Source organism: Mycolicibacterium celeriflavum (assembly GCF_010731795.1).
In the GTDB taxonomy this organism is placed as follows: Bacteria; Actinomycetota; Actinomycetes; order Mycobacteriales; family Mycobacteriaceae; genus Mycobacterium; species Mycobacterium celeriflavum.
On record NZ_AP022591.1, the window covers coordinates 268,987 to 282,931 of the forward strand.

Here is a 13,945-nt window from a genome sequence, read left to right on the forward strand (position 1 = left end):
GCGAACCCACGGTCGCCATCGAGGACGTGATGGCGCTGAGCCCGCTGCAGCAGGGGTTGTTCTCGCTGGCACAGTTGAGCACCGGCGAGGACGGCGGCGAGGACCCGTACGTCATCGCGATGGTCGCCGAAGTCACCGGCGACCTCGACACAGACCTGCTACGCGAGTGCGCGGCGGCGATGCTGGCCCGCCACCCCAACCTGCGCGCCAGTTTCCTGCGCGCGCAGAGCAAGCCGGTTCAGGTGGTGCCCAACCGCGTCGATCTGCCCTGGCGGCACCTCACCGCGGCGGCCGATGAGGTCGACGCGCTCGAAGCCGACGAACGTCACCGGCCGTTCAACCTCGAACGCGGGCCGGCGATCCGGTTCGTGCTGATCGAAACGCCCGGGCCGCGTTGGCGTTTTATCGTCGTCGCCCACCACATCATCATCGACGGCTGGTCGCTGCCGTTGTTCGTCGGCGAGCTGATCTCGCTTTACCGCTCGGGCGGTGACCCCGCCGCGCTGCCCCCGCCGCCGCGACCGTACCGCGACTACATCGGCTGGCTTGCAGCGCGAGATCAGGAGACCAGCCGCAACCTGTGGCGCGAACACCTCGCCGACCTCGGTGGACCGACGCTTGTCACACCGGCGCTGGCCTCCGGTGAGCCGCCCGCCGGAGAACCGCGCCGCACCGAGATCAACCTGGATCGCGCCGCCTCCCTCTCCCTGGCCGAAGCCGCGAGGTCGCACGGCGTCACGGTCAACACCCTGGTGCAAATGGCGTGGGCTGCAGTGTTGTCGGCGTTCACCGACCGCTCCGACGTGGTGTTCGGGGTAACGGTTTCGGGTCGCCCCGGCGAGCTCGCCGGCGTGGAGACCATGGTCGGGCTGTTCATCAACACCGTGCCGTTGCGGGTCCGCCTCGACCCGATGGCGCCCGTCGGCACGCAATGCGTTGCCCTGCAACGGGAAGCGGCCAAGCTGCGCGACCACAGCTATCTGCCCCACAACGAACTGCGCTCGCTGGGCGGTATCGGCGAGATGTTCGACACCCTCCTGGTCTACGAGAACTTCCCGCCCGGCGGTCTGGTCGGCGGCGGCGACTTCGTCGCCAACGGCGCCACGTTCCGTCCGGCGGCGCTGGAGAGCGTGTCGCACTTCCCGGTCACGATCGCTGCGCACATGATCGGCGACGAGCTCACCGTGCTGGTCGAGGTGATCGACGGCGCGCTCGGGCAGATGAGCCCGGAATCGCTCGGGCGCCGCGTGCTCACCACCGCCCAACGGCTGATCACCCACTGGGACAACCCGTTGCGCGACGTCAGTGTCCTGATCGAGGGTGAGGGTCAGAACGCGACGGCCGGTCTGGCACCCGTCCCTTCGCACCTCGGCGTGCACACCGCGTTCACCGAGACCACGAGCAGCAGGCTCGCCTCGCCGGCACTGAGTTGGTCCGGCGGCGAACTCACCTACCGTGAACTCGACGAGGCGGCCGACCGGCTCGCCGCCGCGCTGGCGAATCGGGGGGTGCACACCGAAACTCCTGTGGCGATTCGTCTTTCGCGTGGACCGCAGTACGTCATCGCGATGTTCGCGGTTTTGAAGGCCGGTGGCGTCATCGTGCCACTGGACCCCGGTATGCCCGCGGAGCGGATCGCCGACATCCTCGGTCAGTGCGGCGCGACGGTCGTCGTGGACGACGAGATGCTCGCCGCGGCCGGAGCGGAAGCGGTCGAGGACTTCCGAGCTGTGCCCGCAGCGCCGGGCCAGGCCGCGTACATGGTGTTCACCTCCGGCACCACCGGCAAACCGAAGGGTGTCGTCGGCACCCACCAGGCGCTGCTGGCCTACGCCGACGACCACGCGCGAAACGTACTGCGGCCGGCGGCCGCTCGGCTGCAGCACCCGCTGCGGGTCGCCCACGCCTGGTCGTTCACCTTCGATGCCGCGTGGCAGCCGCTGGCCGCCCTGCTCGACGGGCACGCGGTGCACATCGTCGACGACGACGTCCAACGGGACGCCGAGGCGCTGGTCGAGACCATCGGGCGGTACGGGATCGACCTGATCGACACCACGCCGTCGATGTTCGCCCAACTGCGCGCGGTCGGACTGCTGACCACGGTGCCGCTCGGGGTGCTGGCGCTGGGCGGTGAGGCCGTCGGGATTCCGGCGTGGAACATGATCCGCGACGAGTGCGCACGCACGGGGATGACGGCCTACAACTGTTACGGCCCAACTGAAACCACCGTCGAAGCGGTCATGGCCGCGATCGCCGATCATGAGGAGCCGACGATCGGACGGCCGACGTCGCCGAGCCGGGCCTACGTGCTGGACTCGTGGCTGCGCCCGGTGCCCGACGGAGTGCCCGGTGAGTTGTATCTCGCGGGGCGTCAGCTGACCCGTGGATACCTCGGCAGGCAGGGGGAGACCGCGGCCCGGTTCGTCGCCGATCCGTCCGCACCGGGCGAGCGGATGTACCGCACCGGGGATGTTGTGCGCCGCCGACCGGACGCCGCGCTGGAGTTCCTCGGCCGCTCCGATGCGCAGGTGAAGATTCGCGGCTTCCGCGTCGAGCCGGCCGAGATCTCGGCTGTTCTGCACACCCATCCTGCGGTGCGGCACGCCCACGTGGCGGTGCGCGAACAGCGGTGGGGTCCCCAGTTGGTGGCGTTCGTCGCCGCGTCGCCGGCGCCGGACGTGTCGGAGCTACGCGCGCTGGTGTCAAAACGCCTGCCCCGCTATATGGTTCCGCACTCCATCGTGGTGGTCGAGCAGATGCCGTTGACGGCGCACGGCAAGGTCGACGAAGCCGCCCTCGCCGAAATCGCCGTCGCCGAAAGCCCCTCGGCCGCCCCGGAGACCGAGACGGAAGCGGCGTTGGCCGCCGTGCTGGCTGAGGTGCTGAACGGCACCGACAGCCCCGACATCGACGTCGCCGCCGACTTCCTCGCGCTCGGCCTGGACAGCATCGTGGCTCTGTCAGTGGTGCAGGCGGCCCGCAGGCGCGGCATCCCGTTACGCGCCCGGTTGATGCTCGAGTGCGCGACGCTGCGCGAGCTCGCCGCGGCCGTCGACAGCGAATCGGATGTCGCCCGCCACGGCGACGATCCCCAGGGGCCCATCCCCGTGCTGCCCAACGCGCACTGGCTCTACGAGCACGGTGACCCACGACGGCTGGCGCAAACCGAGGCCATCGCGTTACCCGACGGCATCACCCGTGCGCAGCTCGAGCGGTTGCTGCACGCGGTCGTCGACGGCCATGAGATGTTGCACAGTCGGCTGGACCGGCAGACGATGACGTTCGTCGAGCACCCGGTCCAGGATCTGCTGACCGAGGTGCGGATCGACGGTGTCGCCGAAACCCTGCCCGACGCCGTCGCCGAACACGGCAGGCGGTCAGTCGAACGCCTTGACCCGCAACGGGGTTCGATGTTCGCCGCGGTGTGGCTGCGACCGTCCCGCGGCGCCGGTGTGCTGCTGCTGACCGCCCACGTACTGGCGATGGACCCGGCGTCCTGGCGGGTCGTGCTGGCCGAACTCGACGCGGCGTGGCACACCGTCGCGTCCGGTCGCGACCCGTCGCCGACACCGGAACACACCAGCTACCGCCGCTGGTCGCGCCTGCTCAGCGAGCGGGCCTACGCGCTCGACACGGCCGACTTCTGGGCCGCCCAGCTCGACGGCGATGACCCCGCCCTCGGAGCGCGCAGGCTGCGGCCGCAGACCGATCGGGTCGGCGATGTCGTCGTCTCGATGGCGGTGACCGAGACCGACCTGACGCGGCGCTTGCTCAATGGTTCCGAACCCGCGCCGCACCTGCTGGCTCTGGCCGCCGCGCGCACGGTCACCCGCTGGCGTTTGCACCGGGGGCAGGAAACACCGCCGCCGCTGCTGGCCCTGGAAACGCACGGCCGCGCGGACGGTGTCGTCGACGGCGCCGACACCTCCGACACCGTCGGGCTGCTCACCGCGATCTACCCGCTGCGGGTGCGCTCGGCGCGCGACGTAGCCCAGATACCCGGCGACGGCATCGATTACGGGCTGCTGCGCTATCTGCGGCCGGACACCGCCGAACGCCTCGCCGCCTACCGCGAGCCGCAGCTGCTGCTGAACTTCCTGGGCCGTGTACACGTCGGGATCGACGGTGGCGCGCTTCGGCCGGACCGCGCGCTGCTCGCGGGGGTCTCGCAAATTCCCGAGCCGCAGCTGGCGGTTCGGCACGAGTTGACCGTGCTGGCGGCGGTGCTCGGCGATACCGACGCACCGGTGCTGGGCACCCAGTGGCGCACGCTGCCCGACATCCTGACCGCCGATGACGTCACCACGCTGCAGGCGATGTGGCAGGAATCGCTACGAGAGGTCGTCTCATGAGCCGCACACTCGCGGTGGTCGGCGCGGGCGCCAAAGCCGTCGCCGTGGCCGCCAAGGCCGCCGAACTGCGCGACATGGGCCTCGACGTGCCCGAGGTCGTCGCGGTCGAGAAGACCGGTGTCGCCGCCAACTGGCAGGCCGACGGCGGCTGGACCGACGGCCAACACCGGCTGGGCACCAGCCCCGAGAAGGACGTCGGCTTCCCGTACCGCTCGGCGCTGGTGCCGCGCCGCAACGCCGAACTCGACGAACGCATGACCCGGCACAGCTGGCAGCAATACCTCATCTCGACCGGGCAGTTCTCCGAGTGGATCGACCGCGGCAGGCCTGCCCCCACCCACCGCCGGTGGAGCCAGTATCTGCGCTGGGTCGCTGCCAACATCGAGATGAACGTGATCAGCGGTGAGGTGCAGGCTATTTCGGTCGACACCGATTCCGGCGGGCCACGGTGGGCACTGCGCACCCCGGACCGCACCGTGACGGCCGAGGGATTGATGATCACCGGACCCGGGCAGCCCGAGCGGTCGATCCTGCCCGGCAATCCGCGGGTGCTGTCGATCGCGCAGTTCTGGCATCGCGCCGCGCAGCACGAGGTCATCCGCGCCGAACGGGTGGCTGTCATCGGCGGTGGTGAGACCGCGGCGTCGATACTCAATGAGCTGTTCCGCCACCGGGTTTCGACGATCACTGTGATCTCGCCCCAGGTGACTTTGTTCACCCGCGGAGAAGGATTCTTCGAGAACACGCTGTTCTCCGATCCCACCGGATGGACAAGCCTCACGATGGGGGAGCGACGCGACGCCTTGATGCGCACCGACCGCGGGGTGTTCTCCGCGCGGGTGCAGGACGCGTTGCTCGCCGACGATCGGATCCGCCACCTCCGCGGCCGAGTCGCGCACGCGGTCGCCCGCGACGGCCGAATCCGGTTGACGCTGAGCACCACTGCGGGCGGTGAGTCGCTGGAGACCGTCCACGGGTTCGATCTGGTCATCGACGGCTCGGGTGCTGACGCCATGTGGTTCGTGCCGCTGCTCGGCCAGGACGCGTTGGATCTGCTGGAACTGGGCCTCGGCGCGCCGCTGACTCCGGATGTGTTGCAGGAGTCGATCGGGGACGACCTCGCCGTCGCCGGCGTGCAACCGAAGCTGTTCCTGCCGGGTCTGTCCGGGCTCACGCAGGGGCCCGGTTTCCCGAACCTGTCGTGCCTCGGGTTGTTGTCCGACCGCATCCTCGGTGCCGACCTGGCCTCAACCACGGCCGGCGACGACAGCACGCTGCCCGCCGTACGGCGCGGCTAAGCCTGTTGCGCTTGGGCCCATGCGTCGGCTGGGGCCGGCACATCCATGTCGAACACACGCGCATGTAACACGGTGCGGTTGCGCAGCGCGGCCCGCACCGCCCGGTGCAATCCGTCCTCCAGATAGACGATGCCCTTCCAACGCACCGCGTGCGGGAAGAGGTCGCCGTAGAACGTCGAATCCTCCGAAAGCAACCGGTCCAGCGCAAGCACCGTGGTGGTGGTGACCAGTTCGTCGAGGCGGATCTGCCGCGGCGGGATCTGCGCCCACTGGCGATGGGACAAGCCGTGATCGGGGTACGGCCTGCCCTCTCTGACTCCCTTGAAAATCATCCGACGAACGTCCTTCGCGTCGTACCCCCGGGCTGCGGCGTCACGCCCACACCAGGTGCCAAGGTTAATGCAACGGGCGCGCGGGCGATACGAACAGTGCTCGGGCGCTGTCTGCGCTGTTGGTGCCCGTAAAATGGGTGCGTACGTGACTCGAGGGGTAGGTGATCAGACATGGGTAGCGCCGACGACCGCCGGTTCGAGGTGCTGCGTGCGATCGTCGCCGACTTCGTGGCCACCAAGGAGCCGATCGGTTCGAAGACGCTCGTGGAGCGGCACAACCTCGGTGTGTCGAGTGCGACCGTCCGCAACGACATGGCGGTGCTGGAAGCCGAGGGCTACATCGCCCAGCCGCACACCAGCTCCGGCCGGGTTCCCACCGAGAAGGGCTATCGCGAGTTCGTCGACCGGATCGACGAGGTCAAGCCGCTGTCGTCGCCGGAGCGCCGCGCGATCCTGACGTTCCTGGAATCCGGCGTGGACCTGGACGACGTGCTGCGCCGCGCGGTGCGCCTGCTCGCCCAGCTCACGCGTCAGGTCGCGATTGTTCAGTATCCGACGCTGTCGACGTCGCTGGTCCGGCATCTGGAGGTGGTCGCGCTCACCCCGGCCAAGCTGCTGCTGGTGGTGATCACCGACAGCGGCCGGGTGGACCAGCGCATCGTCGAACTCGGCGACGCCCTCGACGAGCATGACGTGGTCAAGCTGCGCGACCTGCTCGGGCAGGCGCTCGAAGGCAAGCCGCTGGCTGCAGCATCGGTCGCGGTGTCGGATCTGGCGTCGCAGCTCAACGGGCGCGGCGGGCTCGCCGACGCGGTTGGGCGGTCGGCGACCGTGCTGGTCGAGACGCTCGTCGAGCACAGCGAGGAGCGCCTGCTGCTGGGCGGCACCGCCAACCTCACCCGCAACACCGCCGACTTCGGCGGCTCGCTGCGGTCCGTGCTCGAGGCGCTCGAGGAGCAGGTGGTGGTGTTGCGGTTGCTGGCAGCGCAGCAGGAGGCCGGCAAGGTGACCGTGCGCATCGGCCACGAAACCGAGGCCGAGGAGATGGCGGGCACCTCGGTGGTCACCACGGCATACGGTAGTTCGGGCAAGGTGTACGGCGGCATGGGGGTGTTGGGCCCCACCCGAATGGACTATCCGGGAACTATCGCTAATGTCGCTGCGGTTGCTCTCTATATCGGGGAAGTCCTAGGCAGCCGGTAGCGGCCGGCACGGTTAACCAGAAAGACAGGCAAGGTCAGCGTGGCACGCGACTATTACGGGCTGCTCGGAGTGAGCAAGGGTGCGTCGGATGCGGAGATCAAGCGCGCCTATCGCAAGCTGGCGCGCGAACTGCATCCCGACATCAACCCGGACGAACAGGCACAGGCGCGGTTCAAGGAGATCAGCGTCGCCTATGAGGTGCTCAGCGATCCGGAGAAGCGTCGCATCGTCGACCTCGGCGGTGATCCGCTGGCAACGGCGGGCGGCGCGGGCGGCAACGGGTTCGCCGGGTTCGGCGGCCTCGGCGACGTGTTCGAGGCGTTCTTCGGCGGGGGCGCCACCTCGCGTGGCCCGATCGGCCGGGTGCGCCCGGGCTCGGATTCGCTGCTGCGGATGCGTCTGGACCTCGAGGAGTGCGCGACCGGCGTGACCAAGCAGGTCACCGTCGACACCGCGGTGCTGTGCGACCTCTGTCACGGCAAGGGCACCCACGGCAAATCCAGCCCGGTCACCTGCGACACCTGCGGCGGCCGTGGCGAGATCCAGACGGTGCAGCGCTCTCTGCTCGGGCAGGTCATGACGTCGCGGCCGTGCCCGGTATGTGGCGGCGTCGGCGAGGTCATCCCGGATCCGTGCCACCGCTGCAGCGGCGACGGCCGCGTGCGCGCCCGCCGGGAGATCAGCGTGAAGATTCCGGCCGGTGTCGGCGACGGGATGCGGGTGCGGTTGGCGGCCCAGGGCGAGGTCGGCCCCGGCGGCGGCCCCGCAGGCGACCTGTACGTCGAGGTGCACGAGCAGCCGCATCCCACCTTCCTGCGCGACAGCGACGACCTGCACTGCACGATCTCCGTGCCGATGGTCGACGCGGCTCTGGGCACCACGGTCACCGTCGACGCGATTCTCGACGGCCCCACCGAGATCAGCATCCCGTCGGGCACCCAGCCGGGTTCGGTGGTCTCACTGCGTGGACACGGCATGCCGCATCTGCGCTCGGGAGTGCGCGGTGATCTGCACGCACACATCGACGTGGTGGTGCCGTCGCGGCTGGACAACGACGACATCGAACTGCTGCGAAAGCTCAAGGAGAAGCGGACCCGCGACGTCGCCGAAGTGCGCTCCACGCAGGCGGCTTCGACCGGTGGCGGCTTGTTCAGTCGGCTGCGTGAGACGTTCAGCGGCCGCTGACCCGACAATCCGTGACCGACGCACTGTTCTACGTCGACGCGCTGCCCGCCGTCGGTGAGCTCACGTCGGTCGACGGTGACGAAGGCTTCCACGCTGCCAAGGTGCGGCGCATCCGGGCCGGCGAGCGGGTGGACCTCAGCGACGGCGCCGGTGCATTGGGGCACTGCGTGGTCGACGAGGTCGGCAAGGGCAGGTTGACCGCGCGGGTGCTGGACCGGCGTTTCGTACCACCCCCGTCACCGACCGTCACCGTCGTGCAGGCGCTGCCGAAGTCCGACCGCTCGGAACTGGCCATCGAACTGGCCACCGAGGCCGGTGCCGACGCCTTCGTGGCATGGCAGGCATCGCGGTGTGTGGCGCGGTGGGAATCCGGGGCCAAGGTCGACAAGGGTTTGCGCCGCTGGCGTGCGGTAGCGCGGTCGGCCGCCCGGCAGTCACGGCGGGCCCACATCCCGCCGGTCAACGGCGTGATGTCGACAGCCGAGGTGGCCGACGGGCTCGGCGGCGGTTCCGTCGCGCTGGTGTTGCATGAATCGGCCACGCAGCGCCTCACCGACGTGCCGCTGGCCTCGGCCGACTCGGTGATCCTGGTCGTCGGACCGGAAGGCGGGATCACCGACGACGAGGTCGCGGCGCTGTGCGACGCGGGGGCGGCGGCGGTGCGCTTGGGTCCCACCGTCCTGCGCACGTCGACGGCCGCGACGGTCGCGCTCGGTGCGCTGGGGGTGCTGACGGACCGGTGGCGTGGTTGACCATTGGGACGGGTCAGTGCCCAGCGGTAAACTGTCAGCACAGCAACGGCCAGGCCAAGAATCAAGAAAGCAGGCACTGAACCCTCTTGACGCCCCGCGAGACGACCGCCGACTCGTCGCAGGCTGCTCAGTCTTCTGAGTCGGTACGCAGCAGCATCAATGTTCCGCCCGACCTCATAGTGGGCCTACTGGGTTCCGCCGACGAGAATCTTCGCGCACTCGAACGCGCACTTTCGGCCGATATCCACGCGCGCGGCAATGCCCTCACGCTGTCCGGTGAACCCGCCGACGTCGCGTTGGCCGAGCGGGTGATCTCCGAGCTGATCGAGATCGTCGCCAACGGCCAGTCGCTGACCCCCGAAGTCGTGCGGCACAGCGTCGCGATGCTCACCGGCACCGGCAACGAGTCGCCCGCCGAGGTGCTCACCCTCGACATCCTTTCGCGGCGCGGCAAGACGATCCGGCCGAAGACGTTGAACCAGAAACGTTACGTTGACGCGATCGACGCGCACACCATCGTGTTCGGCATCGGGCCGGCCGGCACCGGTAAGACATATCTTGCAATGGCCAAGGCGGTCAACGCATTACAGTCCAAGCAGGTGTCGCGCATCATCCTCACCCGTCCCGCCGTGGAAGCCGGTGAGCGCCTTGGCTTTCTGCCGGGCACGCTGAGCGAGAAGATCGACCCGTATCTACGGCCGCTCTACGACGCGCTGCACGACATGATGGACCCCGAGCTGATCCCAAAACTGATGAGCGCCGGGGTGATCGAGGTCGCGCCCCTCGGGTACATGCGGGGCAGGACGATCTCGGACGCGTTCATCATCCTCGACGAGGCCCAGAACACCACCGCCGAGCAGATGAAGATGTTCCTGACACGGCTCGGATTCAACTCGAAAATCGTTGTGACAGGCGATATCACGCAGGTCGATCTGCCCGGCGGGGCCACTTCTGGTCTGCACGCGGCGATGCGCATCCTCGACGGTATCGACGACATCCACTTCGCCGAACTCACCAGCGCCGACGTCGTGCGCCACCGGTTGGTGTCGGAAATCGTCGACGCATACGCCAGGCACGACGAGCCGGCCCAGTTGAACCGGGCCCAGCGACGCGCCTCCGGCAGCCGGCCGCGGCGGTAACGGGCAGCCATGAGCATTGAGGTGTCCAACGAGTCGGGCATCGACGTCTCCGAAGAGGAACTGATCAGCGTCGCCCGCTTCGTCATCCGCAAGATGAAGGTCAACCCAGCGGCCGAACTGTCGATGGTGCTTCTCGACACCGCGGCGATGGCCGACCTGCACATGCGGTGGATGGACCTGCCGGGCCCCACCGACGTGATGAGTTTCCCGATGGACGAGCTGGAACCCGGGGGACGCCCCGATGCGCCCGAACCCGGCCCGGCGATGTTGGGCGACATCGCGCTGTGCCCGCAGTTCGCCGCCGAGCAGGCCACCGCGGCCGGTCACTCGCTAGGCCAGGAACTGGCGCTGCTCACCGTGCACGGAGTGCTGCACCTGCTGGGCTACGACCACGCCGAGCCCGCCGAGGAAAAAGAGATGTTCACACTGCAGCGCGAACTGCTCGAAGAGTGGGTGGCCGACCAGGTCGAGGCGTACCACCAGGATCGCCAGTCCGAGAAGGAACGCAGACTCCTCGACAACTCCCGATTCTTCGACCAACTGTGACCGGTGCCGGACAGCTGATCTTCGCGATCGTGCTCGTCGCCTTCGGCGGGCTGTTCGCGGCGATCGACGCGGCGCTGAGCACCGTGTCGATGGCGCGCGTCGAGGAACTCGTCCGCGACGAGCGACCGGGTGCGGTGCGGCTGGCCAAGGTGGTGGGCGAACGCCCGCGGTACATCAACCTGATCGTGTTGCTGCGCATCGCATGCGAGGTCGGCGCGACGGTGCTGCTCGCCGCCTACCTCGACGGGCATCTCGGCGTCACATGGGGTTTGTTCGTGGCCGCCTCGATCATGGTCGTGGTCAGCTTCGTCGCGATCGGAGTCGGCCCGCGCACGCTCGGCCGGCAGCACGCCTACACGATCGCGTTACTGGCAGCGCTTCCGCTGCAGGCGCTTTCGGTGTTGCTGACACCGATCAGCCGGCTCCTGGTTCTGCTCGGCAATGCGCTGACACCGGGCCGCGGGTTCCGTAACGGCCCGTTCGCCTCCGAGATCGAACTCCGTGAGGTCGTCGACCTGGCGCAGCAGCGTGGTGTGGTGGCCGACGACGAGCGGCGGATGATCCAGTCGGTGTTCGAACTCGGCGACACCCCGGCGCGGGAGGTGATGGTGCCGCGCACCGAGATGGTGTGGATCGAGAGCGACAAGACAGCGGGGCAAGCGACCTCGCTCGCGGTGCGCAGCGGCCACTCGCGCATTCCGGTGATTGGCGAGAACGTCGACGACGTGGTCGGTGTCGTGTATCTGAAAGACCTTGTCCAGCGGACGTATTACTCGACCGACGGCGGGCGTGGCACCAAGGTCTCCGATGTCATGCGCCGAGCGGCGTTCGTACCGGACTCCAAGCCGCTGGACGCGCTGCTGAGGGAGATGCAGCGCGACCGCGTTCACATGGTCCTGCTGGTCGACGAGTACGGCGCGATCGCCGGTCTGGTCACCATCGAGGATGTGCTCGAAGAGATCGTCGGCGAGATCGTCGACGAATACGACGCCGGCGAAGTGGTGCCGGTAGAAGAGTTGGGCGACAACCGCTATCGGGTGTCGGCCCGGCTGCCGATCGAGGACCTCGGTGAGCTGTACGACCTCGAGTTCGACGACGACCTCGACGTGGACACCGTCGGCGGCCTCGTCGCACTGGAACTCGGCCGGGTGCCGCTGCCGGGCGCCGAGGTGACGTGGGACGGGTTGCGGCTGCAGGCCGAAGGCGGGCCGGACCACCGCGGGCGGGTGCGCATCGGCACTGTTCTGGTCAGCCGCACCGAGACTGCTGAAGGAGACGACGATGAGTGACCTCGACGCCGAGGACGCCAAGCTGGTGACGCTGGCCCGCGGCGCGATGGGCCGCGCCGAGGCGAGCAGCGGCGCGGCCGTGCGCGACGTCGACGGCCGCACCTACGCCGGCGCCCCGGTGGCGTTGAAGGCCTTGCAACTCACCGCGCTTCAGGCCGCCGTCGCCGCGGCGGTCTCCAGCGGCGCAACCGGTCTGGAGGCCGCGGTGCTCGTCGGCGGATCCGCGGACGACGCGGGGGTCGCCGCGGTCCGCGAACTGTCGGCGGACGCCGCGATCGTCGTGACCGATCGATCCGGCACGGTGATCCCATGACCGTCGAAACTGCGCAGAGATCGCGTTTCTGGCGGATTTCGCGATCTCCCTGCAGTCTCGGCGCGAAATGAGCGGCGAATTCCGTTCCGGGTTCGTCTGTTTCGTCGGGCGCCCGAACACCGGCAAGTCCACGCTGACCAACGCGCTGGTCGGCGCCAAGGTGGCAATCACGTCCAACCGGCCGCAAACCACCCGGCACACCATCCGCGGGATCGTGCACCGCGAAGACTTCCAGATCATCCTGGTCGACACACCGGGCCTGCACCGGCCGCGCACCCTACTGGGGCAGCGGCTCAACGATCTGGTGAAGGACACCTATTCCGAGGTCGACATCATCGGGTGGTGCATCCCGGCCGACGAGAAGATCGGGCCGGGGGACCGGTGGATCCACGACCAGATCCGCGCCGTCGCACCCAAGACCACGCTGGTCGCCGTCGTCACCAAGATCGACAAGGTGCCCAAGGACCGCATCGCCGCACAACTGGTCGCGGTCAGCGAACTGGTCGGCCCGGACGCGGAGATCGTTCCGGTGTCGGCGACCGCCGGGGACAACCTCGACGTGCTCGTCGATGTGCTGGCCGCCAAGCTGCCACCCGGGCCGGCGTTCTACCCCGACGGGGAACTCACCGACGAGCCCGAAGAAACCCTGATGGCCGAGCTGATCCGCGAGGCGGCGCTCGAGGGTGTGCGTGACGAGTTGCCGCACTCGCTGGCCGTCGTCATCGAGGAGGTCACGCCTCGGGAGGACCGGGACGACCTGATTGACGTGCACGCGATCCTCTACGTCGAACGCGACAGCCAGAAGGGCATCGTGATCGGCAAGGGCGGCGCCCGGCTGCGGGAGGTCGGCACCGCGGCCCGCACGCAGATCGAGAAGCTGCTGGGCACCAAGGTGTTCCTCGATCTGCGGGTCAAGGTCGCCAAGAACTGGCAGCGCGACCCGAAACAACTGGGCCGCTTGGGTTTTTAGCTTTGGGCGCCCGAGCCCGGCTCGCCGAACGGCCGGCCCGGCCCGTGCGCCGGCGGCGCCACATCACCCTTGCCGTATACCGCCACCACCACCGTGCGGTCGATGGCGTTGGCCGACCACACCCCGATGTCGACATTGGAGCAGTCGGCCATGATCGCGTGGTAGTCCGGCCGGTGGTACCACTGGTTGATCAACTCGATGCCGCTGATCGCCAACGCCGGGTTGATCGCCACCGTTTCGGCGACGCCGCCGGCGTAACCCGCCTTGCGGGCACGGTCGGCGACGGTCGATCCGTCCGAGCCGATGTCGCCGTTCAGCGCCCGGTTGTTCAGCACGTCGTTGGTGTGCCACTCGGCGGCCAGGCGCAGCTTCGGGTTGATCTTGATGTCGGTGTCGCAGCCGGCCTGACGTTGCACGGTGTAGACGTTGGCCACCACGCCGTCGTTGAGCCGCTTGTTGTCGGCGGCAGCTCCTGGAGCGCCCGCGACAGTGCCACCGAGCAGGCCGCCCAGCAGGGCCAGCACCGGAACCGCATGGGTAAAGCGCAGTGCTCTCATTCCGAGAGA

The 13,945-nt window shown here is 68.8% G+C and carries 12 protein-coding genes; 10 read left to right on the forward strand and 2 right to left on the reverse strand.

All coding sequences use genetic code 11. The features are described from left to right. Positions 1-29 precede the first annotated feature (29 nt). Together G6N18_RS01185 and mbtG are read left to right on the forward strand one after the other, a co-directional pair. Complete coding sequence (locus G6N18_RS01185; RefSeq protein WP_083001389.1) at positions 30-4,352, forward strand: non-ribosomal peptide synthetase; 4,323 nt, start codon at positions 30-32, stop codon at positions 4,350-4,352. Next, positions 4,349-5,650, forward strand: a complete 1,302-nt coding sequence (gene mbtG, locus G6N18_RS01190) for an NADPH-dependent L-lysine N(6)-monooxygenase MbtG (RefSeq protein WP_083001239.1) — start codon at positions 4,349-4,351, stop codon at positions 5,648-5,650. Before G6N18_RS01185 ends, mbtG begins: the two co-directional genes overlap by 4 nt. Here mbtG and G6N18_RS01195 read toward each other — a convergent pair. Further along, complete coding sequence (locus tag G6N18_RS01195) at positions 5,647-5,982, reverse strand: type II toxin-antitoxin system VapB family antitoxin (protein WP_083001238.1); 336 nt, start codon at positions 5,980-5,982, stop codon at positions 5,647-5,649. The genes mbtG and G6N18_RS01195 overlap by 4 nt on opposite strands. Positions 5,983-6,153: 171 nt before the next feature. Here G6N18_RS01195 and hrcA point away from each other — a divergent pair, with 171 nt between their 5' ends. The 8 genes from hrcA to era all read left to right on the forward strand — a co-directional run bounded on the left by hrcA (position 6,154) and on the right by era (position 13,379). Continuing rightward, positions 6,154-7,185 carry a heat-inducible transcriptional repressor HrcA gene (gene hrcA / locus G6N18_RS01200; protein WP_083001237.1) on the forward strand — a complete coding sequence of 344 codons (1,032 nt, stop codon included), beginning with the start codon at positions 6,154-6,156 and terminating at the stop codon, positions 7,183-7,185. Between the two features lie 39 nt (positions 7,186-7,224). Next, a complete protein-coding gene (gene dnaJ, locus G6N18_RS01205) occupies positions 7,225-8,370 on the forward strand; it encodes a molecular chaperone DnaJ (protein WP_067225784.1) in 1,146 nt (381 codons plus the stop codon). Between the two features lie 11 nt (positions 8,371-8,381). Continuing rightward, a complete protein-coding gene (locus tag G6N18_RS01210) occupies positions 8,382-9,122 on the forward strand; it encodes a 16S rRNA (uracil(1498)-N(3))-methyltransferase (protein WP_083001236.1) in 741 nt (246 codons plus the stop codon). 86 nt (positions 9,123-9,208) lie between these two features. Continuing rightward, positions 9,209-10,261: a PhoH family protein gene (locus tag G6N18_RS01215; RefSeq protein ID WP_067225779.1), complete on the forward strand. Its 1,053-nt coding sequence runs from the start codon at positions 9,209-9,211 to the stop codon at positions 10,259-10,261. A gap of 9 nt (positions 10,262-10,270) precedes the next feature. Next, on the forward strand, positions 10,271-10,807 hold the full coding sequence (gene ybeY / locus G6N18_RS01220) for an rRNA maturation RNase YbeY (RefSeq protein ID WP_067225777.1): 537 nt from the start codon (positions 10,271-10,273) through the stop codon (positions 10,805-10,807). Next, positions 10,804-12,096 carry a hemolysin family protein gene (locus G6N18_RS01225; RefSeq protein ID WP_067225775.1) on the forward strand — a complete coding sequence of 431 codons (1,293 nt, stop codon included), beginning with the start codon at positions 10,804-10,806 and terminating at the stop codon, positions 12,094-12,096. Before ybeY ends, G6N18_RS01225 begins: the two co-directional genes overlap by 4 nt. Beyond that, on the forward strand, positions 12,089-12,409 hold the full coding sequence (locus G6N18_RS01230; protein WP_067225773.1) for a cytidine deaminase-like protein: 321 nt from the start codon (positions 12,089-12,091) through the stop codon (positions 12,407-12,409). Before G6N18_RS01225 ends, G6N18_RS01230 begins: the two co-directional genes overlap by 8 nt. A gap of 67 nt (positions 12,410-12,476) precedes the next feature. Continuing rightward, positions 12,477-13,379 (forward strand): GTPase Era, encoded by a 903-nt coding sequence (gene era, locus G6N18_RS01235; RefSeq protein WP_067225771.1) that lies wholly within the window; start codon positions 12,477-12,479, stop codon positions 13,377-13,379. Here the strand turns inward: era and G6N18_RS01240 are convergent. Further along, the gene (locus tag G6N18_RS01240; protein WP_067225769.1) at positions 13,376-13,936 is read right to left on the reverse strand and encodes a CAP domain-containing protein; all 561 of its coding nucleotides are present in this window, start codon (positions 13,934-13,936) and stop codon (positions 13,376-13,378) included. The two genes, era and G6N18_RS01240, sit on opposite strands and share 4 nt — an antisense overlap. Between the last annotated feature and the right edge of the window lie 9 nt (positions 13,937-13,945).